This is a genomic window from Verrucosispora sp. TAA-831 (assembly GCF_050780145.1).
GTDB lineage: Bacteria > Actinomycetota > Actinomycetes > Mycobacteriales > Micromonosporaceae > Micromonospora.
In genome coordinates this window covers 1,712,788-1,738,189 of record NZ_CP192240.1, presented here as the reverse complement: position 1 = coordinate 1,738,189, position 25,402 = coordinate 1,712,788, and the positions used below count along the sequence as shown (strand labels likewise).

Here is a 25,402-nt window from a genome sequence, read left to right as displayed (position 1 = left end):
GGTCACTGTGGCCCCGGTCCACCTGAGGTGACCGGGGCGGCGGCAGTACGGTGGGCGACTGTGACCCACTTTCACCTTCGCCACGGCACCGAGGTGGCCCAGGCGCTGCGCGAGCGGCGTCCTGTGGTCGCCCTGGAGAGCACCATCGTCTCGCACGGCCTGCCCCGGCCGGACAACCTGCGGGTGGCCCGGGAGATCGAACAGGCCGTCCGGGACGCGGGCGCGGTCCCGGCCACCATCGGGATGGTCTCCGGCGAACTCGTGGTGGGCCTCGACGACGCCGAGCTGACCCGGTTGGCCACCGCCGAGGACGTGACCAAACTCTCCGTACGCGATCTCGCGGTGGCCGCCGCGACCGGCGCGGACGGCGCCACCACCGTGGCCGCGACCAGCGCGGTGGCGGCCCGGGCCGGGATCGGCGTGTTCGCCACCGGCGGCCTGGGCGGGGTGCACCGGGAGGCCGCGCAGACCTTCGACGAGTCCGCCGACCTGGTGACCCTGGCCCGGACGCCGATCGCGGTGGTCTGCGCCGGGGTCAAGTCGATCCTCGACGTGGGGGCGACGCTGGAGCGCCTGGAGACCCTCGGGGTGGCCGTCGTCGGCTACCGCAGCCGCCGGTTCCCGGGCTTCTTCATCACCGACAGCGGCTTCGACCTGGACTGGTCGGTCGACTCGCCGGAGCTGATCGCGGACGCGCTGGCCGCCCGCGAGGCGCACGGCGTGCACCACGGTGGTCTTGTCGTCGCCAACCCGCTGCCGGTCGACGAGCAACTCGACCCGGACCTGCACGACCGGACTCTCGCCGAGGGACTGGCCCGGCTGGAGCGCGACGGGGTGAGCGGCAAGGCGGTCACCCCGTACCTGCTCTCCCACTTCCACTCCGCCACGGAAGGCGCCAGCCTGGCGGTCAACGTCCGGATCATCCTGCGCAACGCCGATCTCGCCGCCCGGATCGCGGTGGCCGCCGCCACCCGGCGCGACAGCGCCACGGCGTGAGCGGATCCGGCGTACGGACCGGCACCGGAGCACGCCGGGGCAGCGCCGCCGGCCGGGTGCTGGTCGTCGGTGACGTGATCACCGACGTGGTGGCGGTGCTGACCGCCCCGCTGACCCGGGGCACGGACACGCCCGCCCAGATCCGGTTCACCGGCGGCGGGCAGGCCGCGAACACCGCCGCCTGGCTGACCACGCAGAGCGTGCCGGTGACGCTGGTCGGCGCCGTCGGCGACGACGCCGCCGGACGGGACCGGATCGCGGAGCTGACCGCCGTGGGCGTCGACTGCGCGGTGCGGACGGTGGCCGGGATCGGCACCGGCACGGTGATCGTGCTGGCCGGTGGGGACGAACGCACCATGGTCACCGAACGTGGGGCGAACGTGGGGCTGCGCCCCGAGCAGGTCGACGCGGCGCTGGCCGAGGCGCCGGAGGCGAGCCACCTGCACCTGTCCGGGTACACGCTGCTGGACCCGGAGTCCCGCCCGGCGGGTCGGCACGCGCTGGCCGCCGCCCGCGAGCGCGGCCTCACCACAAGCGTGGACGCGGCCTCCGCGGCGCCGCTGCGGGCCGTCGGTGCGGCGGTCTTCCTGTCCTGGGTACGCGGGGTCGACCTGCTGCTGGTGAACACCGACGAGGCGACGGTGCTGGCCGGCGGACTGGATCCGGCGGCCCAGGGACGGGCGCTGGCCGCCACCGCCCGACGGGTGGTGGTCAAGCGCGGTGGGGCGGGCGCCACCTGGGTGGAACGGACCGGCACGCTCGTCACCTCACCGGCCCGCCGGGTGGCGGTGGTGGACGTGACGGGAGCGGGTGACGCCTTCGCGGCCGGGCTGCTCGCCGCCTGGCTGACCGGGGCGACTCCGGAGGCCGCCCTGAACCGGGCCACCGACCTCGGCGCGGCGGCGGTCTCCCAGGTGGGTGCCCGGCCGGTCGGCTGAACCGCTCACGACGACCAGTCCTGCCCGGGCCGGGCCAGTGCTGCCCGGGTGGGACTGCGTCAGGGCTCGGCGTCGATGACCTTGTGCGGCCGTTCCTCGGCGGTGAGGCTCATCGGCGGGGCCTCCTGCTGCTGCCGCCGTGCCGACCGGCCGATCAGCCGGTGCTGTTCCTTCGGCGGCCGGTCGTTGGCCAGCAGCACCGCGAGCCACGGGACGACGATCATGCCCAGCGCCACCAGCGGCAGCCAGAGCCAGAGCAGGGGTGCCCGCGTGCCGACCAGGATCGCGCCGGCGATCACGCACGCCACCCGGACGCCCATCATCGCCACGTACCGCCGCTGCCGGGTGGTGAGCTGGTCGTTCTGGCTGCGCGAGGCGTCGGTGATGAGGATCGGCCGGTACGCCTGATGCTTCACCGTGTACCTCCTCGAGGGGTCGCTCCCATCCTGTCACCTCGACCGGGCCCACGACGACGTTCCTCGGGCCGTCGCCTCGCCGGACCGCTCAGCCCCCGGTGGCCTTCGCCTTCGCCGCCGCCTTCTGCTGCTGCTTGTACTCCCGGACCAGGCGCAACGACTCGGCGTCGGTGAAACCCTTGGCGGAGGTACCGGCACCGGCCAGTACCCTCGCTTCGCTCCAGGCGGTACCGGTACCCAGCACCCCGGCAGTACCCGTACCGGTACCCCAGTCAGTACCCAATACCCCTTTCCGACGGCTACAGCCCGTTGCGTCGGTGGGCTGCCCACTCGCCGGTCCAGGCCGCGAGGTCGTGGACCCACCCGGCGGCGGTGCGCCGGGACTTGGCCGACCACTTCGCGGCGTTCTTCGACGCGAACTCGTCCAGGACCGCGCCGTCGAGGCTTACCCATGCGGGGAACTGTGACAGCCACGCCTCCGCCTGGTCCGGGGTGTGGCCGGCACCGATGAGCCACTGCACGAGCAGCGTCAGCTCTACCCACGGGGCAGCCCTCGTCGCCCAGGCCCAGTCGACGATCCGCAGACCGCCCGCAGTCTTGATCAGGTTGGCCGGGTTCAGGTCGGTGTGGATGAGCGACCTGCCGGCCATCGCCGGATGCGAGAACCCGAGCCGCGCCTCCGGGGTGAACCAGGTTCCGCCCGGTGCAGGGGCCGTCTGTAGCCCCTTCAGGGCCACGGCGAGCACTCCCAGGTCCGCGCTGCCGGGCGAGAGATCGGGGTGGGGGCCGTCAAGGTGCTCGACCCCCACCGCCAACCAGCCGCCGTCCTCGACGTACCACAGGACTGCCGGTGCGCAGTCGATTGCCTCGGTTGCCGACAGCTCGTAGCGCAGTGACTGGACGCCGAACTCGCCCGAGGCCGCCTTGACGAAGACCTTGCCGGCCGAGCCCGTGACGGTTGACGCGATCTCCGCATGGTCGCCACGCGGAGCCGGGCACACGTCGATGATGCCGCCGACTCGCGCGGCTATCCTCGCCGTCACGGCGTCGGGCAAGGACGCCCAGTCACTACGCATGGATCACCTCTCGCTGTTACTGCACGCCCGGCTGAGGCGGGTTGGGCGGGCAGCAGGACTCGGCCTCACCGTGCCAGAACTCCATGTCGACCCGGAAGCCGGTCCGGTGCAGCGCCGCGAGCGTGAACGTCACGGCGGTGCCGTCCATCATCCCCTCGGTCAGGATCGGGATGTGGTGGACGAAGCCCCCGGCGATCTGCTCGCAGGCGGCGGCGTACGGGACGGTGTGCTGCAACACGGAGTGCCACACCGCGTCGACCGGGAGGGTCGGCACGACACGGCCGATCGACCCGTCCGGCAGCGGCATCCCGAAGTCGGCGTTGCCGACGTTGTCGGCGTGCGCCTTCAGGAACACGAGGAACTGCTCGACGGCCCGCTCCGAGTAGGCGCGGGTGACGTGCCGGTCGGCGGCGAAGTAGTCGACCAGCTTGCCGAACGTCTCGGCGTCGACGAGGGTCCGGGGGTCGGCGGCGGTGGTGGCCGACCTGTCGGCGGTGATAGTCACGTCTGTCCTCCTAGCTGTGTTGCTGGGGATGCTGCGTCTGTGCCTGTCCTTCGGTGTAGCGATCGGTTGGGCGACTCACGGGCGGCGGCGGACCGGAGGGCCCCTCACCCGCCGCTCGGGTAGGCGCGCAGCGGCGGCCGAATCAGCGGCGGCGTTCTCGTCTGGACCGCACCAGCGGGGAGATGCCGGTCCTGCCGGGCCAGCAGGAAGTCGCGCGTCCATGGGGTGCTCCCTCGTTGAGGTCGATCGGCTGGTTGACCCATCGCATGAACCGGTTGTTGAGCGCGGCGAGGTCGGGAGTGAAGCCGAGCATGACGATGTCGTCCACGGCATCCCGCATCGAATGCGCGAGGTAGAAGACCAGCGCCAGCGTGTGGCCCGCGTACTCACGGAGGAGGGCCAGCTTCGCGGGGCCACAAGGCCAGTGCGCTCCGCAGGCCCGGCACCGCCAGAGCGGCCGGCTGGGAACGTGCTCGCGGCTCACGATGCACCTCCGAGGCCGCGAAGCGTCTGGCCGAGGGTCAGTAGCTCCCCGGCCCGGTCCCAGAGGATCGCCGTCGAGTCATCCCCTGGCCGCAGCGTCAGTCGCGCGGCCAGGTCGGGCGGAGGACTCATCCTTGGGACCGGGCCGGGGGCTGGAATGCCAGGTACCGTCCGCATTCGCGGCGGTTCACAGCCGGGACAAATGCACTTGTGCCCGCGCCGCCGCCTGTGACGTCCCGACATTGAACCCCCTCGAAAGGTTTCTGGGGGAGGGACGCGCACCCGTGCCTCGATCATCCCGTTGGATGCGCGTCCCTCAGCAGACGCAACCGCCGGGGTTGTGGATGTCCCTCCACCGGCCGCGCCGTCCTGGGGACACACTGCCAATGAGTGATGGGACCGGTACACGACGTTCGTTAATCTCTGGGGACGTTCGGGACGTCCGTGAGGAGGTGGGAATGAACCACGCACTTCAGCAGGCCATGATGCAGGCTGGCGAGACCGCCGAAAGTCTTGCCGCCCGCGTTGGCGTCGACCCGAAGACTGCTGGGCGGTGGGTGTCGCCGGGGCGCACGCCTCGCCCCCGGTGCCGTGCCGCCGTGGCGGCCATCCTTGAGCGGGAGGTCGCGGATCTGTGGCCGAGTGCCGTTCGCGGCGAGCCCGACTGGCTGCGCGACTGGGTTGACTGGGAGCGCGAAGCGACCGCCATTCGGTGGTACGAGCCGGCGTACGTGCCGGGCATCCTTCAGACCGAGGCGTACGCGCGGGCCACGCTCGCCGATGGGCTACTCCTGCCTGACGAGATCGAGCAGCGAGTGCATTCGCGGCTGAAGCGGCAGGAGATCCTGGACCGCGACGACCCTCCACTGCTTCTGGCCGTCCTCGACGTGATGGTGCTGCGCCGTCCGGTTCATGGACACCCCGGCGTCATGCGTGAGCAGGTCGAGCACCTGGCGAGGATGGCGGAGCTGCCGTACGTGCAGATCCTCGTGGTGCCAGAGGACGCGGGGATCTACCCTGGACTTCAGGGAGGTTTCATCCTGGCGACTCTCCGCGACGGCTCGTCGGTGGCGCATCTCGATCATCAGGTGGACGCGCAGGTGGTGTCCACGCCGGATCGGATCGCCACTCTCCAGCGCGTGTGGGAGATCATCAGGGGCGAAGCGCTCTCGCGCAGGCAGTCACTCGACCTGATCAAGGAAGCGGCGCAGACATGGACATGACCGGAGCCAACTGGCGTAAGTCGAGCTACTCGGGGGCCAACGGCGGCTCGTGCGTGGAGGTGGCCGACAATCTCCCCGGCGTCGTCCTGGTCCGCGACACCAAGGACCGTGACGGTGGCACCCTCCACTTCAGCCCGAGCAACTGGAAGGGCTTCGTCAGCCTGGCCAAGCAGATCGGCCCCGTGGGCTGACGCCTCCGACGCAGAAGGCCCCCAGCGCGATGCTGGGGGCTCTTTCGTGCTGCCTGCCATCTGACCCGGGCATGCTCCCGAGGTGCAGTCCTCGTCCACGCCATCGGCCACCAGGGACGCCTGGCCGCCTCGCACTCGGCCTCGATGATCGCCTCGTGAGGGCTGCGGCCGGCTGCCGCTGACCATGATGGTCGTGCCCTTCAGGTGGCGCAGCCACCGCCGGATGCTCTCGGCGGTGGCACCCACGTCCAGGCCGGGCGGAACGTTGGCCGTGAAGCTGAGCGCGTTGTCGGCGTAGTTGGTCTGATAGAACGCCAGGAATGCCAGCAGCTCGTCGAGGCTCAGCTCGGCGGCTCTCGCTGGCCGACGTCCGCCGGGCCATCGCCTCCCTAGCCCAGCCCAGCGCCTCCGCCTGAGCTCCCTCGCCGGACCGCTCAGCCCCCGGTGGCCTTCGCCTTCGCCGCCGCCTTCTGCTGCTGCTTGTACTCCCGGACCAGGCGCAACGACTCGGCGTCGGTGACGTCGGCCACCGACCGGTGGACCTCCGGCTCGCCGTAGCCACCGGCCGCCTCCTGCCAGCCCGGCGGCCGTACGCCGAACCGCTTGCCGAGCAGGGCGAGGAAGATCTGCCCCTTCTGTCGGCCGAAGCCCGGCAGGGCGGTGATCCGCGCGAGCAGCTCCGCACCGTCGGCGGGGTCGGCCCAGAGTCGGGCGGCGTCACCGTCGTACCGGTCGACCAGCGCCCGGCAGACCTCCTGCACGCGGGCCGCCATCGCCTTCGGGAACCGGTGCAGCGCCGGCGGCTGGGCGAAGAGGGCCACCAGCGCCTCCGGGTCGTACTCGGCGAGTTCCCGGGCGTCCAGGTCGTGACCGAGCCGCTGGGCCAGCACGTACGGCGAGGAGAACGCCTTCTCCATCGAGATCTGTTGGTCGAGAACCATCCCCGTCAACAGCGCCAGCGGACTCTGCGTGAGCAGCCGGTTCGCCTCCGGGTCGATGGGCAGTGCGAGTGTCATGCCCCTCATCCTGCCCGCCCCGGCCGGCAGCAGGTGATCCAACACTCAGCTTGATTCCGGATTAGGTTAGGCTGTGCTAACTTCGGCGCTCGGTCGTCCCGGGCCGCAGAGGAAAGGGTTCATCGTGCTTCTCACCCGCCGTACCACCGGCGCGTTGCTCGCCGCCAGCTTGCTCACCGTCGGGCTGGCCGCCTGCGGATCAGGTGAGGAGGACGCGGCGGCAGACTCGGGCCAGTCGACCGACAAGTCGATCACCGTCTACAGCGGACGCAACGAGCAGCTCGTCAAGCCGCTGCTGGACAAGTTCACCGAGCAGACCGGCATCACCGTCAACGCCCGGTACGCGAACACCGCGCAGCTCGCCGCCCAGCTCGTCGAGGAGGGCGACCGGTCCCCCGCCGACGTGTTCTTCGCGCAGGACGCGGGCGCCCTGGGCACCGTGGCCAAGCAGGGCATGTTCACCACGCTCGCCGAGGAGACCACGGCGAAGGTGCCGGCGTCCTACCGCGCCGGCAACGGCCAGTGGGTCGGCGTGAGCGCCCGTGCCCGGGTGTTGGCGTACAACGCCGACCTGGTGAAGGCCGACGAGCTGCCCGCCTCGGTGTTCGACCTGACCGGCCCGGCCTGGAAGGGCAAGGTCGGCGTCGCCCCGACCAACGCCTCGTTCCAGGCGTTCGTCACCGCCATCCGGGTGCAGCACGACGACGCCAAGGCCGAGCAGTTCCTCAGCGGCCTCAAGGCCAACGACCCGCAGATCCGCGACGGCAACGGCAAGATCCTCGAAGACGTCGGCGCGGGCACGATCCCGGCCGGCCTAGTGAACCACTACTACCTCGGTGAGATCGCCAAGGAGCAGGGCACCACGCCGGACGCGCTCAAGGTCAAGCTGCACTTCTTCTCCGGCGGTGACACCGGTGCGCTGGTGAACGTCGCGGGCGTCGGCGTGCTCAAGCGGGCCGCCGAGAACGCCGACGTGCAGAAGTTCGTGGACTTCCTGCTCGGCACCGAGGCCCAGACGTTCTTCGCCGAGCAGACCTACGAGTACCCGGTGATCGACGGCGTGCCGTCCCCGGCGTACGTGCCGGCCCTGTCCGAGCTGGCGGTGCCGCAGATCGACCTGAACGACCTGGACACCCTCGACGCCACCGTCACCATGATCAAGAACTCGGGCCTGGTGCCCTGACCGCACCACCCTCCGTCGCAGGGCCGTCCCGATCCGGGTCGGCCCTGTCCGGCGTACCCGGCGGGTTCCGGCGACTGGCCCCACGGCCGGCGTTGCTCGCGGCCTCGACCGCCGCGGTGGCCGTCGCCCTGATCCCGCTGGCCTACCTCGGGGTACGCACCGCCGAGGCGGGCTGGGACGCGGTCGTCGCCGAGTTGTGGACCGAACGGGTCGCGCTGCTCGCCCTGCGCAGTCTCGGACTGGCCGCCGTGGTCACCACGGCGTGCGTCCTGCTCGGCGTGGGCACCGCGTTCCTGGTCACCCGGACCGACCTGCCCGGCCGCCGGGCCTTCGCCGTGCTGGCGGCGTTGCCGCTGGCCGTACCCACCTACATCGCCGCCTTCGCCTGGGTCTCCGCGCTGCCCCGGCTGGAGGGATTCTGGCCGGCGGCGCTGGTGCTCACCCTCTGCTCCTACCCGTACGTGCTGCTGCCGGTCGCGGCGGCGTTGCGCGGCGCGGACCCGGCGCAGGAGGAGGTGTCCCGGTCGCTCGGGCGCAGCGGGTGGCAGACCTTCACCGCGGTGACGCTGCGGCAGGTCCGCCCGGCCACCGCCGCCGGTGCGCTGCTGGTCGCCCTCTACGTGCTCTCCGACTTCGGCGCGGTCTCCATCCTGCGCGCCGACACCTTCACCCGGGCCATCTTCGTCGCCTTCGACCTCGGCTTCGACCGCACCGGCGCGCTGGTGCTCTCCAGCGTGCTGGTGGTGCTCACGGTGGTGCTGCTGACCGGCGAGACCGCCACCCGCCGCCGGGGGGCCCGGTACGCGCGGCTCGGCGGCACCCGCCGTCCCGCACCCCGGCTGGCGCTCGGGTCGGCCCGCTGGCCGGCCATCGCCGTGCTGACCGGCGTCGCCGCGCTGGCGCTCGGCGTACCGGCGGTCAGCCTCGGGCGGCGGCTCGCCGCCGGGGTGTCCCGCCCGGGCGCCCTGCCCGAGGTGCTCACCGCCGCCGGGAACTCGCTGACCGTCTCGCTGGCCGGCGCCGCGCTCACCATGCTGCTGGCGCTGCCGCTGGGGCTGCTCGTCGCGCGGGCGCCGGGTCCGCTGACCACCGCACTGGACCGGCTGGCGTACCTGGCTCACGCCCTGCCCGGCGTGGTGATCGGACTCTCGCTGATCTTCTTCGGGATCAACGTGGCGTACCCGCTCTATCAGACCCGGTGGTTGCTCGCCCTGGCGTACGCGACGCTCTTCCTGCCGCTGGCGGTCGGCGCGGTGGCCGGCGCGGCCGCCCAGTCCCCCGCCGGCCTGGAGGAGGTGGCCCGGTCGCTCGGTCGTGGCCCCTGGACCGTGCTGCGCACGGTGACCCTGCCGCTCACCCTGCCGGGCATCGGCGCCGGGGCCGCGCTGGTCTTCCTCACCGGCATGAAGGAACTCCCGGCCACCCTGCTGCTGCGCCCCACCGGCACGGACACCCTCGCCACCGAGCTGTGGACGAGTACGGCCGTCGGCGCCTACGCGGCGGCGGCCCCCTACGCCGCGCTGCTGGTGCTGATCTCGGCGGTACCCACCTGGCTGCTGGTCGCCCGCAGCGGCCTGCTCGACCGGGAGCGCGATACATGACGACGGCGCAGTGGAGGGGTGGCATGAGAGAGCACAGCGAACGAATCAGCAACACAGCAGCCCATGTCACCCCGCAACGAAGTGGAGGGGTGGCATGAGAGAGCGCAGCGAACGAATCAGCAGCTCAGCAAGCCATGCCATCCCGCAACGAAGTGGAGGGGTGGCATGAGAGAGCGCAGCGAACGAATCAACAGCTCAGCAAGCCATGCCATCCCGCAACGAAGTGGAGGGGTGGCATGAGTGAGGTCGTGCTCGACGGTGTGGTCAAGCGGTACGGGCGGGTCACCGCGTTGGCCGGCGCCGACCTCAGCGTGCCGTCCGGGCGGTTGACCGCGGTGCTCGGGCCGTCCGGCTGCGGCAAGACCACGTTGCTGCGTTGCCTGGCCGGCTTCGAGCGGCTCGACGGGGGGGAGATCCGCATCGACGGCGCGGTGGTCGCGGGCGGCGGCCGGCACCTGCCGGCGCACCGACGACGCATCGCGGTGGTCCCCCAGGAGGGTGCCCTCTTCCCGCATCTGCGGGTGGCCGAGAACGTCGGCTACGGGCTGGACCGGGCCACCCGACGCACCGACCGGGTCGAGGAGGTGCTGGCGCTGGTCGGGCTCGCCGGGTACGGCGACCGGATGCCGCACCAGCTCTCCGGCGGGCAGCAGCAGCGGGTCGCGGTGGCCCGCGCGCTCGCGCCCCGGCCGTCGGTGGTGCTGCTGGACGAGCCGTTCAGCGCCCTGGACGCGGGGCTGCGCGCCGGGCTGCGGCACGACGTACGCGAGGCACTGCGCGCCGACGGGGCGACCGGTGTGCTGGTCACCCATGATCAGGGTGAGGCGCTGTCGGTGGCCGACACGGTGGTGGTGCTGCGCGACGGTCGGGTGGTGCAGGCCGCCGCGCCGACCACGGTCTACCGGGAGCCGGCCGATCCCTGGGTGGCCGGTTTCGTCGGTGACGCGGTGCTGCTGCCGGCGGTGGTCGAGAGCGGGACCGCCCGGACCGCGTTGGGGGTACTGCCGGTCGCCGGTGCGGTGGCCGACGGTCCGGTCACCGTGCTGCTCCGGCCGGAGCAGATCCGCCTCGCCGCCGGGCCCGGTGGGGTCACCGGCACCGTGCTGCGGCACGACTTCCACGGTCACGACGCGCTGGTCGGCCTGCGGCTGGGTGACGGTACGGCGATCACCGCCCGGGTGCTCGACGGGGCCGCCGTGCCGATGGACGGCGAGGTCGGGGTACGGGTGGACGGGGTGGCGCGGGTCTTCCCGGCAGGCGCCGACCGCAGCGCTCCGGTCGACCTGGCCGCCTGACCTCGTCCGGTCCGGCGGGCGGCCCCCGGTGTGCGGTTCCCACGCGCGGGCCCGGCGGACGGTGGTGCCGTCCGCCGGGCCGGTGTGCGTCAGGGTCAGTTGACCACGAACAGCAGGCGGTTCGGCGAGCCGCTGCCCGGGCTGGTCACCACGCCGGTGGTGGCGTTGCTGGTCAGGTAGCTCTTGACCTGGGCCGGGGTGTAGGACGGGTTGGCCGAGAGCACGAGCGCGGCGGCGCCGGCCACGTGCGGGGAGGCCATCGAGGTGCCGTTCAGCGTGCTGGTCGCGGTGTTGCTGGTGTGGTACGCGGACAGCACGCTCGACCCGGGCGCGAAGATGTGCACGCACGAGCCGTAGTTCGAGAAGGACGACCGGGCGTCGGTGCTGGTCGTCGCGCCGACGGTGATGGCGGTCGAGGTGCGGGCCGGCGAGTAGTTGCAGGCGTTGGCGTTGGAGTTGCCGGCCGCCACCGCGTAGCTGATGCCGGAGGCGATCGAGTTGGCCACCGCGTTGTCGATCGTGCTGCTGGCCCCGCCGCCGAGGCTCATGTTCGCCACGGCCGGCTTCACCGCGTTGGCGGTCACCCAGTTCACGCCGTTGACCACGCTGGCGGTGGTGCCGCCGCCGGAGCAGTTGAGCACCTTCACCGCGACCAGGCGGACGGACTTGGCCACGCCGTACGTCGCGCCGCCGACGGTCCCGGCGACGTGGGTGCCGTGGCCGTTGCAGTCGGTGTTGTTGGTGTCGACCGTGTTGGTGCCCCAGGTGGCCCGGCCGCCGAACTCGTTGTGCGTGAGGCGGATGCCGGTGTCGATGATGTAGGCCCGCACGTTCGAGGCCGTGTTCGGGTAGGTGTAGGTGCCGCTCAGCGGGCGGTTCCGCTGGTCGATACGGTCCAGGCCCCAGGTGGGGTTGGTCTGGGTGGCCTGGACGGTGAACGCCTGGTCCTGCTCGACGTACGCGACGGCCGAGTTGGCGGCGAGCCGGGCCGCCTGCTTCGCGGTCATCTTGGCGGCGAAGCCGGTCAGCGCGGCGGAGTAGGTGTCGGAGACGCTGCCCCCGTACCGCTGGACCAGGGCGGTGGCCCGGTCCGGCACTGCGGTGCGAGCCGCCGACGAACCGGCGGCGCCGACTGCGTCGGAGCGCAGGACGACGACGTAGCTGCCGCTGATCGCGTTCGCGGCGCCGGCGCCGCGGATCTCGCCGGTGGGTGCGGCGACCGCCGCGGTGGTGCTGGCCGCCGAGACGGCCGCCGCGGTGGCGACGACGGCGAGCGCCCGGATGACGTGCCGTCGCGCGGTGGACCCTGAGGACATCGTCTGCCTCCCTAACCGGAACGGCCGACCGGGTCATGGCCGGACGGCGCGTCCCATGGACTCGAATGGATGAGATGCTAGCGTTAGATCGATGAATATGACAGAGACGCTCTTCGATTGACTGAGATTGTCACGGGCACCCGCTCCCCGCCCCGACGTCACCAGGCAGGATGGCGGTGTGGACGGACACGACATGCTGCTCTCCCCTGCCGGCGTCGAGGCGCTGCGGACCGCGTTGACGCGAGCCGCCTTCACCGCCAACGGCATCGCCACCCGGCTCGGACCGCAGGCCACCGGCGGGGTGGCCCGTAACGACTTCCGGGCCGCGTTGCGCGCCACCGCCGACGGCGAGCCGCTCGACACCCTGATCCGGGTCTTCATCTGCGAGCAGACCGAGCCGGAGGCCGCCGTCGCCGCCGCGCTCGCGCCGCTGTCGATCGACGAGGCGCTCGCCGCCGGGCTGGTCGAACGGTACGGCGACGGGCTGCGGATGGGGCTGGACCTCGAACCGTACGGCGACGACTGGTGGGTGCTGGCCGACGTGCCGGGCAGCGCCCGCCCCGGTCGGCCCCTGCACGCCGAGCACGTGCTGGGCATCGGCGGAGCGACCCAGACGATGATCGGCGCGGCCGTCCGGCAGCCGGTGCAGAGCGCGCTCGACCTGGGCACCGGCTCCGGCGTCCAGGCCCTGCACCTGAGTACGCACGCCCGGCAGGTGACCGCCACCGACGTCTCCCGGCGGGCGCTGCGGTTCGCCGCCACCACCGCCGCGCTCAACGGCCAGCGGTGGGAACTGCTGCACGGCGACATGGTGCAGCCGGTCGCCGGACGACGCTTCGACCTGGTGGTCAGCAACCCGCCCTTCGTGGTCGGGCCGGGCACCACCACGCACGTCTACCGCGACTCCGGCCGCGTCGGCGACGCGATCGGCGCCGAGCTGGCCGCCGCGGCCGACGGGCTGCTCACCGAGGGCGGCACCATGCAGTACCTGGCGAACTGGGTGCACGTGGCCGGGGAGGACTGGGGCGAGCGGGTGGCCGGTTGGTTCGCCGGGACCGGTCTGGACGCCTGGGTGATCCAGCGCGAGGTCGCCGACCCGATGGCGTACGTCAACCTGTGGCTCACCGACGTCGGCGAGTCGGCCGACCCGCAGCGGATGGCCGACTGGCTGGACTGGTTCGACGCGCACAAGGTGGAGGCGATCGGCTTCGGCATCGTCTCGCTGCGCCGGAGTGGGCACGACGACCCGGTGCTGCGGGTGGAGGACCTGCGGCAACGGGTGGAGGCCCCGATGGGCGACCGGGTCGCGGCCTGGTTCGACCGGCAGGACTGGCTGCGCCGGCAGGGCGACGGGTTGCTGGACGCCCGCTACCGGGCCGCCGACGGTCTCCAGTTGCGGCAGGAGGCGACCATGGGCCCGGAGGGCTGGGGCGTCGACCGACAGGTCCTCGCCATGCCGCACGGGCTGCGCTGGACCGAGGAGATCGATCCACTGGTCCTCGCCCTGGTGGGTGGCGCCGACGGGCGTCTGCCGCTACGCGACCAGATCGCGCTGCTCGCCGTCGCGCACGACGTCACGCCGGACGAACTCGCCGAGGCGGCCGGACCGATCGTGGCGCACCTGGTCGAACGCGGTCTCATCGAGCCGGTGCGGTCCTGATGCGGGCGGTGGTGCAGACCGTCGGACGGGCCGGCGTCACCGTCGACGGCGAGGTGGTCGGCGCGGTCGACGACGGGCTGCTGGTGCTGGTCGGGGTGACGCACACGGACACCGTCGAGACCGCCCGGACGATGGCCCGCAAGGTGTACGAGCTGCGCATCCTCGACGACGAGCGGTCCGCCGCCGACGTCGGCGCGCCGATCCTGGTAGTCAGCCAGTTCACGCTCTACGGCGACGCGCGCAAGGGACGCCGGCCGAGCTGGACCGCCGCGGCCCCCGCCGAGGTGGCCGAACCGCTTGTCGACGCGGTGGTCGAGGCGCTGCGCCAGCGCGGCGCGACGGTGGCCACCGGCCGCTTCCGGGCGCACATGCTGGTCGAGAGCGTCAACGTCGGGCCGCGCACCATCCTGCTCGACCTGTGACGCCTCGCGAGGTGGACGGGCCCGGATCACGGCGCCCGCCCACCTCGTGGTCACCGGTCAGCCGAAGAGTCCCCGACGTTGCAGGGACTGCCGCAGCCAGCCGTCGAGCTGCGCCGCCCAGTCCGTACGGTCCATCGTGGCGTAGTCGACGGTGAACCGACCGAAGACGTCCCGGCCCTCGGTCAACAGGCCGCCGCGCTTGTCCAGCTCCAACACCACCTGCATCTGCCGGGGATCGGCGACGAAGGTGACCTCCAGTTGCTTCATCGCACCCGCGTACTGCGGCGCGGGGTAGAACTCGATCTCCTGGTAGAACGGCAGCGTCTGGTGCACGCCGTAGATGTGCCCCCGCTCGACGTCGGCCCGGGCGAACCGGAAGCCGAGCCGCAGCAACGCCTCCAGCAGCTTCTCCTGCGCCGGCAGCGGGTGCACCGCCACCGGGTCGAGGTCACCCTTGTCGAGTGCGCGGGCCACCTCCAACTCGGTACGCAGCCCCATCGTCATCCCGTGCAGGTGCTGCCCGTACAACTGGGTGACCGGGGTCTCCCAGGGCACCGGGAACCGGAACGGCACGTCGTAGCGCTGCCCGGCCTCCAGCCGGAACGGGCCGGTCACCTGCTGCCGGTGGAACTCCTGGTTCGTGGCGTACTCGTTGTCGCCGCTCTCCACCTCGACGCGGGTCATCAGCCCCAGAGCCACGTACGAGACGTCCACCCCGTGCTCGCCTCCGGTCACCGCGATGGTGCCCGTCAGCTCACCGCCCGGCCGGCAGTTCGGGTTCGTCAGCACCGTCTCCACGGACGGGCCGCCGACTCCCATCGCCTGCATGAGCCGCTTGAAGACCACCATTGCCTCCGTCGCATGTCCGCCCGACCCCGGCACCCGGGGTACGGGGTTGCGTCGGCCCGTCGGCCGACCGCTGGCACGGTAACCGGCGCCGCCAAGTCGTATCTGCCGAACCAGCACAGCCGCCCGCAAGGTGGGGGTAACGGAACGGTCACTGTCGGTTCTCCGATCGCCTCACTCCCGTTTTACGCCTCACCCGCCAAGCTGTGTGTCACCGGCTGCCAGAGGGGCCGGGGCGACACGGCACGGACGCGGACACGGGGAGAGACAGAGATGGCCCTGCAGATGATGGAGCACCGGATGCGCGCCGGCACCGAGGCGGAGCACGGCGTCGACACCCTTACCGACCTGGACGCCACCGACGAGCGTGGCGTCTCCACCGACCTGGTTCGCGCGTACCTCAACGGGATCGGCCGGACCAAGCTGCTCACGGCGGCCGAAGAGGTGGACCTGGCGAAGCGGATCGAAGCCGGGTTGTTCGCCGAGGAGAAGCTGTCCACCTGCACCCCGCTCTCGGCCGACCTGCACGCCGACCTGAACGTGGTCGCGCAGCAGGGCCGGGCCGCCAAGAACCACCTGCTGGAGGCGAACCTGCGCCTCGTGGTGAGCATCGCCAAGCGGTACACCGGCCGCGGCATGGCCTTCCTCGACCTCATCCAGGAAGGCAACCTCGGCCTCATCCGCGCCGTCGAGAAGTTCGACTACACCAAGGGCTACAAGTTCTCCACCTACGCCACCTGGTGGATCCGCCAGGCCATCACCCGCGCCATGGCCGACCAGGCCCGCACCATCCGCATCCCGGTACACATGGTCGAGCAGGTCAACCGGATGGTCCGGGCCCGCCGCGAGCTGTCCGTCTCGCTGGGTCGGGAACCCACGGTGGCTGAGGTCGCCCGCGCGCTGGACGTACCCGAGTTCCAGGTGATCGAGCTGATCTCGTACGACCGGGAGCCGGTCAGCCTGGACCAGGCCGTCGGCCAGGACGGGGAGAGCGCGCTGGGTGACTTCGTCGCCGCCGCCGACCCGGCCGGCGGGCCGGGCGACACCGCCGCCCAGGGCGAGTTGCGCAACGAGGTGAGCATCGTGCTGGCCACGCTCTCCCAGCGCGAGCAGGCGGTGATCCGGCTGCGGTTCGGGCTCGACGACGGCCGACAGCGCACCCTGGACGAGGTCGGCCGCGAGTTCGGACTGTCCCGCGAGCGGATCCGGCAGATCGAGAAGGTGACGCTGCTCAAGCTGCGGGCCCCGGAGCGGGCGCAGCGGCTGGAGGCGTACGCCTCCTGACGTGACTGGTGTGCGACCGGGATGTAAGGAGGGGTCCCCTGCTATACACGAGGCGTTAGTAGGGTGCCCTTCCTTTCACAAACGGCGGGGGCCGGTGTCGGGGCGGGGGGCGGCCGAGCCGGTACGGACCGAGGCGTGCAGCACGGCCAGCCCGTCCGGGCGGGCCAGCACCGGGTTCAGCGTCAGTGCGCGGACCCGGGGTTGCTCGTCGGCGAGCCGCCCGATGCGCAGCAGCAGGTCGGCCAGGGCCGCCCGGTCGACCGGGGCGGCACCCCGGTGGCCCCGCAGCAGAGGCGCCGCCCGGGGGGCGTCGACCAGCTCGGTGGCGTCCCGGTCGGTCAACGGCACCGCCCGCCAGGCCCGGTCGCCGAGCAGGTCGGTGGCGACCCCGCCGAGGCCGAAGCCCACCACCGGCCCGAACGCCGGATCCTCGACCAGCTCCACCACGCAGGCCACCCCGGGCGGCACCATCGGCTGCACCAGCACGTCCGCGCCGAACGCGGCGGCCAGCTCGGCGTACGCGCGGCGGACGGTGTCGGCGTCGGGCAGGTCCAGGCGGACCGCGCCGAGGTCGAGTCGGTGCCGGAGCCCACCGGCGGCGGCCTTGAGCGCCACCGGGAAACCCAGCCGGGTGGCCGCGTCGACCGCCGCGTCGACCGAGTCGACCCGCGCCGACTCGACCACCTCGATGCCGTACGCGGCGAGCAGCGCCTCCGGATCGCCCCCGTCCGCCCGCAGCGCCGCCTGCGCCGCCACCGGATCGACGTCGGGCAGCTCGGGCAGTACACCGGCCGGACCACGCCGCCAGTGCGCGTACGCGGCGACCCGGGCCAGCGCGCGTACCGCCTCCTCCACGCTCGGGTAGGCCGGTGTTCCCGCCGGAGCCTGCCCGACCAGGAAGGTGGCGACCGTCGGCTTGTCGGCCGTGGGCGCGGCGAGCGCGGCGGCGAAGTCCGCCTCGGTGTCGGTGAGCTGCCCCGGCAACGGCGGTGCGAAGAGGACCACCAGCGCGTCGACCGAGTCGTCGGCGGCGGCCCCGGCGAGCGCCGCGCCGAACTCGGCGGCACCGGCCCGGGGACCGACGTCGACCGGGTACCCCGGTGCGACCCGCAGCCCCTGTGCCGCGCAGGCGGTGGCCGCCAGCCCGGTCAACGCCGAGGAGTTGCCGACCACGCCGACCCGGTTCCCGGCCGGCAGCGGCTGGTTGGCCAGCAACGCCCCGACGTCGAGCAGCTCGGCGACGGTGTCCACCCGGATCACCCCGGACTGGGCGAACAGGGCGCTCACCGCCGTCTCGTCCGGGCCGGCGGAGTCGCCCAGCCCGGGCGGACGGGCCGGGGAGGCCAACGCCACCACCGGTTTGTCGCGGCCGATCCGCCGGGCCAGCCGGGCGAACTTGCGCGGGTTGCCGAAGGTCTCCAGGTACAACATGATCACGTCGGTGTCCGGGTCGTCCTGCCAGTACTGCAACAGGTCGTTGCCGGAGACGTCGGCCCGGTTGCCGGCCGAGACGAAGCTGGACACGCCCAGCCCGCGCCGGTCCGCCTCGGCCAGCAGCGCCACCCCGAACACGCCGGACTGGCTGAAGATGCCGACCCGCCCGGGCTCCGGCAGTCGCGGCGCGAGCGTGGCGTTGAGGCGTACCGCCGGGTCGGTGTTGGCCACGCCGAGGCAGTTGGGGCCGATGACCCGCATGCCCGCCGCGTGGGCCGCGCGGACCAGCGTGCGCTGCGCGGCGGCACCGGCCATCCCGGCCTCGGCGAAGCCCGCGGAGATGACCACCAGGCCGTGTACGCCGGCCGCGGCGGCGTCGGCGACCACCTCGGACGCCGACTCCGGCGGCACCGCCACCACGGCCAGGTCGACCGGCAGGTCGGCGTCGACCGCCGACGGGTACGCGGGCAGCCCGGCGACGCGGGCGGCGGTCGGGTGCACCGGCACCACCGACCCGGTGTACCCGCCGTCGCGCAGGTGCCCGAGCACCGCCGCGCCGACGCCCTGCCCGGTGGCGCTGGCCCCGTAGACGACCACGCCACGCGGGGCGAGCAGCCGGGCGATGGACCGGGCCTCGGTGCGGTGCTCCCGTCCCCGCTGCACCTCCAGGGTCGCCTCGGTGGGCGCGATCGGGAAGGTCAGGTGCACCACGCCGTCGGCGAACTGGCGCTGGATCTGGTAGCCGAAGTCGGCGAAGACCCGCAGCATCGCGCCGTTGGCCGGGAGCACCTCGGCCACGAAGTTGACGATCCCGCTGCGGCGGGCCGCGTCGGCGAGGTGTTCCAGCAGCACCGAGCCGATGCCCCGGCCCTGGTAGGCGTCCTCCACCACGAACGCGACCTCGGCGTCGGGCGCGGCCGGGCCGAGCCGCTCGTACCGGCCGACGGCGACGATCCGGTCGCCGGCCAGCACCACGAACGCCTCCCGGTCGCGGTGGTCGACGTTGACGAAGCGGTGCAGGTCGCGTTCGGGGATCCGCGGGTACGGCGAGAAGTACCGCAGGTACCGGGTGCGCTCGGAGAACCGGGAGTGCATCGCCACGATGCCCGGCGCGTCGGCGGGACTGATCGGTCGCAACTGGACCGTGCTGCCGTCGCTGAGCAGCACGTCCACGGCTGGTTCGGTTGTCGTCACCTCGGGCGGCCCTCCCCCGGCCGACTCAGTCGCGCGGATCGTGCGGGTCGAGGCCGAGCAGCGGGAAGACGGCCTTCCGGGTGGCCGCGATGGCCCGGTCCACCGGGTTCGGCTCGCCGGTGGGCTGCCATGGCTGGTAGCTCGGGTCGACGTCGTCGGTCATCCGCAGCGGGATGTCGGTGCCGGGACGCCGGGACCGGGCCAGGTCCCGCCAGCCCGGCGGCGTCAGCGTGGCCGGGTCCAGCGGCTCGCCGGTGGCCACCGCGAGCAGGTGCGTCCAGGCCCGGGGCACCACCTCGACGAGCGCGTACCCGCCGCCGCCGGTGGCCACCCACCGGCCGTCGCACAGCTCGTCGGCGAGCGCCCGCAGAGCCAGGTAGGTGGCGCGCTGCCCGTCCACCGACAGGTGCAGGTCGGCGAGGGGGTCGACGCGGTGGGCGTCCGCGCCGCACTGGGTGAACAGCACCTGCGGACGGAACGCGCGCAGCACCGACGGCACGATCGCGTGGAAGGCGCGTTGCCAGCCGGCGTCCTCCACTCCCGGCGGCAGCGGCACGTTGACCGCCGTACCGGCGGCGTTCGGGCCACCGGTCTCGTCGGGGAACCCGGTGCCGGGGAACAGCGCGAGCGGCGTCTCGTGCAGGCTGACCGTCAGCACCCTCGGGTCGTCCCAGAAGATCTGCTGCACCCCGTCGCCGTGATGCACGTCGACGTCGACGTACGCGACGCGCTCCGCGCCCAGGTCGAGCAGCCGGGCGATGGCCACCGCCGGGTCGTTGTAGACGCAGAAGCCGGCCGCCCGGTCCGTCATGGCGTGGTGCAGGCCGCCGGCCACGTTGACCGCGCGCCGCGCCTGACCGCGCCACACCGCCTCGGCGGCGGCCACCGTCGCCCCGGCGATCAACGCGCTCGACTCGTGCATGCCCTCGAAGACCGGGTTGTCCGAGGTGCCCAGCCCGAAGCCGGTGAAGAACGGCTCACGCGGCGCCATCCGGACCGCGCCCAGGTAGCGCGGGTCGTGCACCCGGCCGAGCAACTCGTCGTCGGCCGGGTGCGGCTTGACCATGCGGACGCCGGGCCGGTGCAGCACGCCGAGTTCCCAGGCGAGCGCGAGGGTCAACTCCACCCGGACCGGATCGAGCGGGTGGTCGCCGAGGTCGTAGGCGAGCAGCGACTCGTCCCACATCACCACCGTGTCGTCGGACATCTGCCCATGGTCGCACGCGACCGCACAGTGGGCCTGGTCAGGCGTCCGTGCCCGGGCCGGTGGCCACCGGCCGGTCCGGGTCGGCCACCCACTCGCTCCACGATCCGACGTAGAGGGCGGCGTCCGGACGACCGGCCAGGTGCAACGCGAGCACCGCCTGCGCGGCGGTCACCCCGGAGCCGCAGTACGCGCCGACCGGCGACCCGGCGACCACCCCGGCCGACGCGAAGCGGTCCCGCAGCACCTCGACGGCGGCGAAGCTGCCCTCGGTGACGTACTCGGGGGCGGGCACGTTCACCGCACCGGGGACGTGCCCGGCCACCGGGTCGATCGGCTCCTGCTCGCCCCGGTAGCGCGGCGCGGCCCGCACGTCGAGCAGCACCCCGTCACCGGCGGCCAGGCGCGCGGCGGCCGAGGCGTCGAGCACCGGTAGCGCACCCGGGCGGACGGTCACGTCGCCGGGCTCGGGCGTCGGCACGTCGTCGCTGGTGGGCAGGCCGTCGGCGAGCCACGCCGGGTAGCCGCCGGACAACAGGCGTACCGGCCGGTGCCCGGCCCAGCGCAGCGTCCACCAGGCCCGGGCGGCGGCCATGCCGTCGCCGCCGTCGTACACCACCACCGGGTGACCGTCGCGCACCCCGGCGGCCCGCAGCGCCGTCTGCAGGGCCTCGGGGTCGGGCAGGGGGTGCCGGCCGGCCGGACCGGGCGGGCCGCAGAGCGCGGTGTCCAGGTCGACGAAGACCGCGCCCGGCACGTGCCCGGCCGCGTAGTCGTCCCGGCCGGGTGGGCCGACCAGGCGCCACCGCACGTCGAGCAGGATGGGCGGTTCGGCAGCGTCGAGTTCGGCGGCGAGCGACCGCGCGTCGACCAGAAGATCGTCTGTACCGGACATGCAACCAGTCAACACCATCAGTGACGACGGCGGCGGTTCGGCAACCGTCGATCGGGGTGCGGCAGGGTACCATCGATACCCGGAGGGCCGCTGACACCATGAAGTCTCACGACTTGGTCGATACGACCGAAATGTACCTGCGCACCATCCTCGAACTCGAAGAGGAGGGAGTGCCGCCGCTACGCGCCCGGATCGCTGAACGGTTGCGCCAGAGCGGCCCCACCGTGAGCCAGACCGTCGCCCGGATGGAACGCGACGGCCTGCTGACCGTGGAGGGCGATCGGCACCTCACGCTCACCGATCTCGGCCGCGCCACCGCCGTCTCGGTGATGCGCAAGCACCGGCTCGCCGAGTTGCTGCTGGTCAACGTGATCGGGATGCCCTACGAGGAGGCCCACGAGGAGGCCTGCCGCTGGGAGCACGTGATGAGCGACGCGGTCGAGAAGCGGGTCTACGACCTACTCAACCGGCCGACCCGGTCACCGTACGGCAACCCCATCCCGGGCCTGGACGAACTGGGTCCGCCCACCCAGAGCGAGCCGGAGACCGCCGAGAGCGAGCGCAACCTCGCCTTCCCCGGTCTGAGCGGCAAGGTGATCGTCCGGCGGATCTGCGAGAGCGTGCAGACCGACGCCGAGGTGCTCCGCCAACTGCACGCCGCCGGGGTCGACCCGGGGGCCACGGTCACCGTGGCGCAGGAGCGGGACGGCGTGTCGATCGACCGTTCCGGCGAGAGCGTCCGGCTGCCCCGCGAGGTCGCCTCCCGGGTCTTCGTCGCCGCCGCCGCCTGACCGTTCACTCGACGTACGGGCAGTGCCGGCAACCCCGGCCGCAGCACGTTCCGCGGCGGGCCAGGAAGCCGGCGCTGAGTACGAACAGCCCGGTGTCCGGGTCGAGGTAACCGGCGTCCCCGGCGGCCAGGGCCGCGTCGTGGGCGGCGATGATCCGCGCACGGCCGGGGTGCCCGGGCGACAGCCGCGACGGATGCGGCTCGCTCAGGGGCCGTGCCGCCAGGGGCCGTCGCTCTCCACTCATCCCGCGCAGTCTAGGCAGCCGCCGCCCCCACCCCCACGACAGGATGAAGACCCGACCTGCCACACCCGCACCGCTCCGCGCTGATCATGGACTAGTGGCTCTCGGAAAGCGCCGAGATGGCCTACTTTGCCACCGCCACAACTCCATGATCGACGGCACGGGGACGGGTGAACGCCGGGGAAGTCGGTCGGGCTGGGGGTGGCCGCGACGTGCGGGAGCCCCGGGCGCGCGGACGCGCCCGGGGCTCCCGTACGTACTGGCGGGTCAGCTACAACCGCTGGTGGAGCCGCAGCCCTCGCAGACGTAGCAGCTACCGGCCGGGCGCATCTTCGTACCGCAGGTGAAGCAGAGCGGTGCATCAGCGGCCTTGCCGATCACGGCCTCCAGCAGCTCGGTGCTGGAACCGACCGACGGTGCCGGCTTGATCGCGGCGGCGTCGGCGAGTTCCTGGGCCGGTTGGGCGACCGGGCCGCTCTTCGGCTCCTCCGGCTTGGCCTCCACCGGAGCGGACGCGGCCATCGCGGTGAGGTCCGTGCCGTTGGCCTCCGCCTCCGCCTCGGCGGCGAGCTGGGCGGCCCGCTCCCTGGCGGTGAAGATGCCGATCTCGGCGCGGCGCTCGTAGGGCAGGAAGTCCAGCGCCAGGCGACGGAAGATGTAGTCCATCACCGAGGCGGCCATCCGCACGTCCGGGTCGTCGGTCATGCCGGCCGGCTCGAAGCGCATGTTGGTGAACTTGCTGACGTACGTCTCCAGTGGGACGCCGTACTGCAGGCCGATCGAGATGGCCACCGAGAAGGCGTCCATCACCCCGGCCAGGGTGGAGCCCTGCTTCGACATCTTGAGGAAGACCTCGCCGAGGCCGTCGTCCGGGTAGGACGAGGCGGTGAGGTAGCCCTCGGCGCCACCGACCGAGAAGGAGATGGTCTCCGAGGGGCGCTTCTTCGGCAGCCGCTTGCGCACCGGACGGTACTCGACGACCTTCTCCACCACCGGCTCGACCGCGGTGACGGTCGCCTCCGGCTCGGCGGTCTTCTTCTTCGCCGCCGACAGCGGCTGGCCCACCTTGCAGTTGTCCCGGTAGATCGCCAGCGCCTTGAGGCCGAGCTTCCAGCCCTCGAAGTAGATCTTCTCGACGTCGGCGACGGTCGCCTGCTCCGGCATGTTGACCGTCTTGGAGATGGCGCCGGAGATGAACGGCTGGACCGCCGCCATCATCCGCACGTGGCCCATCGGGGCGATGGACCGCTCACCCATGGCGCAGTCGAAGACCGGGTAGTGCTCCGGCTTGAGGCCGGGGGCGTCCACCACGTGTCCCTGGTCGGAGATGTGCTCGACGATCGCCTCGACCTGCTCCTCGGGGTAGCCGAGGCTGCGCAGGGCACGCGGCACGGTCTGGTTGACGATCTGCATCGAGCCGCCGCCGACCAGCTTCTTGAACTTGACCAGCGCCAGGTCCGGCTCGACGCCGGTGGTGTCGCAGTCCATCATCAGGCCGATGGTGCCGGTCGGCGCGAGAACGCTGGCCTGCGAGTTCCGCCAGCCGTTCCTGTCGCCGATCTTGTTGCCCTGGGTCCACTGCCTGGTGGCCTCGCGCACCACCGCGGTGGCCACCGTGCCGGCCGGCTTGATCTGGTCGTTGGCGGCGGCGTGCTTGCGCATGACCCGCTTGTGCGGCTCGGCGTTGCGGGCGTACCCGTCGTACGCGCCGACGATGCCGGCCAGCTCGGCCGAGCGGCGGTACGCCGTGCCGGTCATCAGCGAGGTGATCGCGGCGGACAGCGAACGGCCCTGGTCCGAGTCGTACGGCAGGCCGGAGGCCATCAGCAGGGCGCCGAGGTTGGCGTACCCGATGCCGAGCTGCCGGTACGCCCGGGTGGTCTCCCCGATCTTCTCGGTCGGGAAGTCGGCGAAGCAGATCGAGATGTCCATCGCGGTGATGACCAGCTCGACGCTGCGGACGAACTTCTCCACCTCGAAGCCGCCGTCGGCGCGGAGGAACTTCATCAGGTTCAGCGAGGCCAGGTTGCACGAGGAGTTGTCCAGGTGCAGGTACTCCGAGCACGGGTTCGACGCGGTGATCCGGCCGGTCTCCGGGCAGGTGTGCCAGTCGTTGATGGTGTCGTCGTACTGCAGGCCGGGGTCGGCGCACTCCCAGGCGGCCTGGGAGATGGTGCGGAACAGCTTCTGCGCGTCGATGGTCTCGATCACCGCGCCGTCGAGCCGGCCGCGCAGGTCGAAACCGCCGCCCTGCTCGACCGCCGCCATGAACTCGTCGGAGACCCGGACCGAGTTGTTGGCGTTCTGGTACTGCACGCTGACGATGTCGGCGCCGCCCAGGTCCATGTCGAACCCGGCGTCGCGCAGCGCGCGGATCTTGTCCTCCTCGCGCGCCTTGGTGACCACGAACTCCTCGATGTCCGGGTGGTCGACGTCGAGGATGACCATCTTGGCGGCCCGCCGGGTCGCGCCGCCGGACTTGATGGTGCCGGCGCTCGCGTCCGCGCCGCGCATGAAGCTGACCGGGCCGGAGGCGGTGCCGCCGGAGGAGAGCAGTTCCCGGGAGGAGCGGATCCGGGAGAGGTTCACCCCGGAGCCGGAGCCGCCCTTGAAGATCAGCCCCTCCTCCTTGTACCAGTCGAGGATGGAGTCCATCGAGTCGTCGACGGCGAGGATGAAGCAGGCGCTGACCTGCTGCGGCGACGGCGTGCCGACGTTGAACCAGACCGGCGAGTTGAAGCTGAACACCTGGTGCAGCAGCATCCAGGTCAGCTCGTGGGCGAAGACCTCGGCGTCGGCCGGGGAGGCGAAGTAGCCGTACTCCTCGCCTGCGGTGCGGTAGGTGGTGACCACCCGGTCGATCAACTGCTTGAGCGACCACTCCCGCTCCGGGGTGCCCACCGCGCCCCGGAAGTACTTGGTGGTCACGATGTTGGCCGCGTTGACGCTCCAGCTCTGCGGGTACTCCACCCCGCGCTGCTCGAAGTTGATCGAGCCGTCCCGCCAGTTGGTCATCACGACGTCGCGGCGCTCCCAGGCGACCTCGTCGTACGGGTGCACGCCCTCGGTGGTCCAGACCCGCTCCACCTTGAGGCCCGCGTTCGTCTTGTTCCGTGACCTGCTTGTTGTCACACCGTCCCCCGGCATCTCATCCGCCCCCTCGCTCACGCGGGCACCCCGCGCGATCCGACT

The 25,402-nt window shown here is 72.4% G+C and carries 24 protein-coding genes; 11 read left to right on the top strand and 13 right to left on the bottom strand.

The genetic code is table 11. The features are described 5' to 3' along the window. The first annotated feature begins 60 nt into the window (after positions 1 to 60). Both ACQVFL_RS07910 and ACQVFL_RS07905 read left to right on the top strand, forming a co-directional pair. Positions 61 to 996, top strand: coding sequence for a pseudouridine-5'-phosphate glycosidase (locus tag ACQVFL_RS07910; RefSeq protein WP_431729048.1), 936 nt, complete (start codon positions 61 to 63; stop codon positions 994 to 996). Then, entirely contained in the window at positions 993 to 1,934 is a 942-nt protein-coding gene (locus tag ACQVFL_RS07905; RefSeq protein WP_431729047.1) for a carbohydrate kinase family protein, read from the top strand. Before ACQVFL_RS07910 ends, ACQVFL_RS07905 begins: the two co-directional genes overlap by 4 nt. A gap of 59 nt (positions 1,935 to 1,993) precedes the next feature. Here the strand turns inward: ACQVFL_RS07905 and ACQVFL_RS07900 are convergent, their stop codons facing one another. The 5 genes from ACQVFL_RS07900 to ACQVFL_RS07880 form a co-directional block, all read right to left on the bottom strand. Next, complete coding sequence (locus ACQVFL_RS07900; RefSeq protein WP_396691590.1) at positions 1,994 to 2,350, bottom strand: DUF3099 domain-containing protein; 357 nt, start codon at positions 2,348 to 2,350, stop codon at positions 1,994 to 1,996. An 88-nt stretch (positions 2,351 to 2,438) separates the two neighbouring features. Beyond that, positions 2,439 to 2,594, bottom strand: a complete 156-nt coding sequence (locus ACQVFL_RS07895) for a hypothetical protein (RefSeq protein ID WP_431729046.1) — start codon at positions 2,592 to 2,594, stop codon at positions 2,439 to 2,441. A gap of 55 nt (positions 2,595 to 2,649) precedes the next feature. After that, complete coding sequence (locus tag ACQVFL_RS07890) at positions 2,650 to 3,426, bottom strand: aminoglycoside phosphotransferase (protein ID WP_431729045.1); 777 nt, start codon at positions 3,424 to 3,426, stop codon at positions 2,650 to 2,652. Between the two features lie 16 nt (positions 3,427 to 3,442). Continuing rightward, positions 3,443 to 3,931, bottom strand: a complete 489-nt coding sequence (locus ACQVFL_RS07885; protein ID WP_350693909.1) for a hypothetical protein — start codon at positions 3,929 to 3,931, stop codon at positions 3,443 to 3,445. A 142-nt stretch (positions 3,932 to 4,073) separates the two neighbouring features. Continuing rightward, entirely contained in the window at positions 4,074 to 4,415 is a 342-nt protein-coding gene (locus ACQVFL_RS07880; RefSeq protein WP_431729044.1) for a hypothetical protein, read from the bottom strand. A 457-nt stretch (positions 4,416 to 4,872) separates the two neighbouring features. Between ACQVFL_RS07880 and ACQVFL_RS07875 the strand changes: the two genes are divergently transcribed. Together ACQVFL_RS07875 and ACQVFL_RS07870 are read left to right on the top strand one after the other, a co-directional pair. Then, a complete protein-coding gene (locus ACQVFL_RS07875; RefSeq protein WP_431729043.1) occupies positions 4,873 to 5,637 on the top strand; it encodes a DUF5753 domain-containing protein in 765 nt (254 codons plus the stop codon). After that, on the top strand, positions 5,634 to 5,828 hold the full coding sequence (locus tag ACQVFL_RS07870) for a DUF397 domain-containing protein (RefSeq protein WP_350694095.1): 195 nt from the start codon (positions 5,634 to 5,636) through the stop codon (positions 5,826 to 5,828). The genes ACQVFL_RS07875 and ACQVFL_RS07870 overlap by 4 nt, the downstream gene beginning before the upstream one ends. 434 nt (positions 5,829 to 6,262) lie before the next feature. Here the strand turns inward: ACQVFL_RS07870 and ACQVFL_RS07865 are convergent, their stop codons facing one another. Further along, complete coding sequence (locus ACQVFL_RS07865; protein ID WP_431729042.1) at positions 6,263 to 6,844, bottom strand: HhH-GPD-type base excision DNA repair protein; 582 nt, start codon at positions 6,842 to 6,844, stop codon at positions 6,263 to 6,265. Between the two features lie 121 nt (positions 6,845 to 6,965). Between ACQVFL_RS07865 and ACQVFL_RS07860 the strand changes: the two genes are divergently transcribed. The 3 genes from ACQVFL_RS07860 to ACQVFL_RS07850 all read left to right on the top strand — a co-directional run bounded on the left by ACQVFL_RS07860 (position 6,966) and on the right by ACQVFL_RS07850 (position 10,923). Then, entirely contained in the window at positions 6,966 to 8,027 is a 1,062-nt protein-coding gene (locus tag ACQVFL_RS07860; protein WP_431729792.1) for an iron ABC transporter substrate-binding protein, read from the top strand. 44 nt (positions 8,028 to 8,071) lie between these two features. Beyond that, positions 8,072 to 9,628, top strand: a complete 1,557-nt coding sequence (locus ACQVFL_RS07855; RefSeq protein ID WP_431729791.1) for an ABC transporter permease — start codon at positions 8,072 to 8,074, stop codon at positions 9,626 to 9,628. Positions 9,629 to 9,864: 236 nt separating this feature from the next. Then, entirely contained in the window at positions 9,865 to 10,923 is a 1,059-nt protein-coding gene (locus ACQVFL_RS07850) for an ABC transporter ATP-binding protein (protein WP_396691594.1), read from the top strand. Positions 10,924 to 11,018: 95 nt separating this feature from the next. On the opposite strand, the gene ACQVFL_RS07845 is transcribed toward ACQVFL_RS07850, so the two are convergent. Continuing rightward, positions 11,019 to 12,239 carry a S8 family peptidase gene (locus ACQVFL_RS07845; RefSeq protein WP_396691595.1) on the bottom strand — a complete coding sequence of 407 codons (1,221 nt, stop codon included), beginning with the start codon at positions 12,237 to 12,239 and terminating at the stop codon, positions 11,019 to 11,021. A 178-nt stretch (positions 12,240 to 12,417) separates the two neighbouring features. Between ACQVFL_RS07845 and ACQVFL_RS07840 the strand changes: the two genes are divergently transcribed. Both ACQVFL_RS07840 and dtd read left to right on the top strand, forming a co-directional pair. Further along, on the top strand, positions 12,418 to 13,899 hold the full coding sequence (locus tag ACQVFL_RS07840) for a DUF7059 domain-containing protein (RefSeq protein WP_396691596.1): 1,482 nt from the start codon (positions 12,418 to 12,420) through the stop codon (positions 13,897 to 13,899). Continuing rightward, positions 13,899 to 14,321, top strand: a complete 423-nt coding sequence (gene dtd, locus ACQVFL_RS07835) for a D-aminoacyl-tRNA deacylase (protein WP_396691597.1) — start codon at positions 13,899 to 13,901, stop codon at positions 14,319 to 14,321. Before ACQVFL_RS07840 ends, dtd begins: the two co-directional genes overlap by 1 nt. Before the next feature lie 57 nt (positions 14,322 to 14,378). Here dtd and ACQVFL_RS07830 read toward each other — a convergent pair whose 3' ends face one another. Then, a complete protein-coding gene (locus tag ACQVFL_RS07830; protein WP_396691598.1) occupies positions 14,379 to 15,167 on the bottom strand; it encodes a sporulation protein in 789 nt (262 codons plus the stop codon). 273 nt (positions 15,168 to 15,440) lie between these two features. Between ACQVFL_RS07830 and sigB the strand changes: the two genes are divergently transcribed. Next, on the top strand, positions 15,441 to 16,451 hold the full coding sequence (gene sigB, locus ACQVFL_RS07825; RefSeq protein WP_431729041.1) for an RNA polymerase sigma factor SigB: 1,011 nt from the start codon (positions 15,441 to 15,443) through the stop codon (positions 16,449 to 16,451). Positions 16,452 to 16,526: 75 nt separating this feature from the next. Here sigB and ACQVFL_RS07820 read toward each other — a convergent pair whose 3' ends face one another. From ACQVFL_RS07820 to ACQVFL_RS07810, 3 genes are read right to left on the bottom strand one after another with little or no spacing between them, the layout of a single operon-like run. Next, positions 16,527 to 19,079 carry a GNAT family N-acetyltransferase gene (locus tag ACQVFL_RS07820; RefSeq protein WP_396691600.1) on the bottom strand — a complete coding sequence of 851 codons (2,553 nt, stop codon included), beginning with the start codon at positions 19,077 to 19,079 and terminating at the stop codon, positions 16,527 to 16,529. Positions 19,080 to 19,104: 25 nt separating this feature from the next. Then, on the bottom strand, positions 19,105 to 20,286 hold the full coding sequence (locus ACQVFL_RS07815; RefSeq protein WP_431729040.1) for an acetoin utilization protein AcuC: 1,182 nt from the start codon (positions 20,284 to 20,286) through the stop codon (positions 19,105 to 19,107). Between the two features lie 37 nt (positions 20,287 to 20,323). Next, the gene (locus ACQVFL_RS07810) at positions 20,324 to 21,178 is read right to left on the bottom strand and encodes a sulfurtransferase (protein ID WP_396691602.1); all 855 of its coding nucleotides are present in this window, start codon (positions 21,176 to 21,178) and stop codon (positions 20,324 to 20,326) included. Positions 21,179 to 21,276: 98 nt separating this feature from the next. On the opposite strand from ACQVFL_RS07810, the gene ACQVFL_RS07805 reads away from it, so the two are divergent. Continuing rightward, on the top strand, positions 21,277 to 21,969 hold the full coding sequence (locus tag ACQVFL_RS07805; RefSeq protein WP_396691603.1) for a metal-dependent transcriptional regulator: 693 nt from the start codon (positions 21,277 to 21,279) through the stop codon (positions 21,967 to 21,969). A 4-nt stretch (positions 21,970 to 21,973) separates the two neighbouring features. Here ACQVFL_RS07805 and ACQVFL_RS07800 read toward each other — a convergent pair whose 3' ends face one another. Both ACQVFL_RS07800 and ACQVFL_RS07795 read right to left on the bottom strand, forming a co-directional pair. Continuing rightward, positions 21,974 to 22,213 carry a DUF5522 domain-containing protein gene (locus ACQVFL_RS07800; protein ID WP_396691604.1) on the bottom strand — a complete coding sequence of 80 codons (240 nt, stop codon included), beginning with the start codon at positions 22,211 to 22,213 and terminating at the stop codon, positions 21,974 to 21,976. A gap of 264 nt (positions 22,214 to 22,477) precedes the next feature. Beyond that, positions 22,478 to 25,357 carry a vitamin B12-dependent ribonucleotide reductase gene (locus ACQVFL_RS07795; protein ID WP_396691892.1) on the bottom strand — a complete coding sequence of 960 codons (2,880 nt, stop codon included), beginning with the start codon at positions 25,355 to 25,357 and terminating at the stop codon, positions 22,478 to 22,480. Positions 25,358 to 25,402 lie beyond the last annotated feature (45 nt).

Coding starts and splice junctions, on each gene's coding strand:
- ACQVFL_RS07875 (WP_431729043.1), top strand. CDS start 4,873: ATGAACCACGCACTTCAGCAGGCCATGATGCAGGCTGGCGAGACCGCC.
- ACQVFL_RS07795 (WP_396691892.1), bottom strand. CDS start 25,357: ATGCCGGGGGACGGTGTGACAACAAGCAGGTCACGGAACAAGACGAAC.
- ACQVFL_RS07800 (WP_396691604.1), bottom strand. CDS start 22,213: ATGAGTGGAGAGCGACGGCCCCTGGCGGCACGGCCCCTGAGCGAGCCG.
- dtd (WP_396691597.1), top strand. CDS start 13,899: ATGCGGGCGGTGGTGCAGACCGTCGGACGGGCCGGCGTCACCGTCGAC.
- ACQVFL_RS07865 (WP_431729042.1), bottom strand. CDS start 6,844: ATGACACTCGCACTGCCCATCGACCCGGAGGCGAACCGGCTGCTCACG.
- ACQVFL_RS07845 (WP_396691595.1), bottom strand. CDS start 12,239: ATGTCCTCAGGGTCCACCGCGCGACGGCACGTCATCCGGGCGCTCGCC.
- ACQVFL_RS07805 (WP_396691603.1), top strand. CDS start 21,277: ATGAAGTCTCACGACTTGGTCGATACGACCGAAATGTACCTGCGCACC.
- ACQVFL_RS07850 (WP_396691594.1), top strand. CDS start 9,865: ATGAGTGAGGTCGTGCTCGACGGTGTGGTCAAGCGGTACGGGCGGGTC.
- ACQVFL_RS07890 (WP_431729045.1), bottom strand. CDS start 3,426: ATGCGTAGTGACTGGGCGTCCTTGCCCGACGCCGTGACGGCGAGGATA.
- ACQVFL_RS07870 (WP_350694095.1), top strand. CDS start 5,634: ATGACCGGAGCCAACTGGCGTAAGTCGAGCTACTCGGGGGCCAACGGC.
- ACQVFL_RS07815 (WP_431729040.1), bottom strand. CDS start 20,286: ATGTCCGACGACACGGTGGTGATGTGGGACGAGTCGCTGCTCGCCTAC.
- ACQVFL_RS07810 (WP_396691602.1), bottom strand. CDS start 21,178: ATGTCCGGTACAGACGATCTTCTGGTCGACGCGCGGTCGCTCGCCGCC.
- sigB (WP_431729041.1), top strand. CDS start 15,441: ATGGCCCTGCAGATGATGGAGCACCGGATGCGCGCCGGCACCGAGGCG.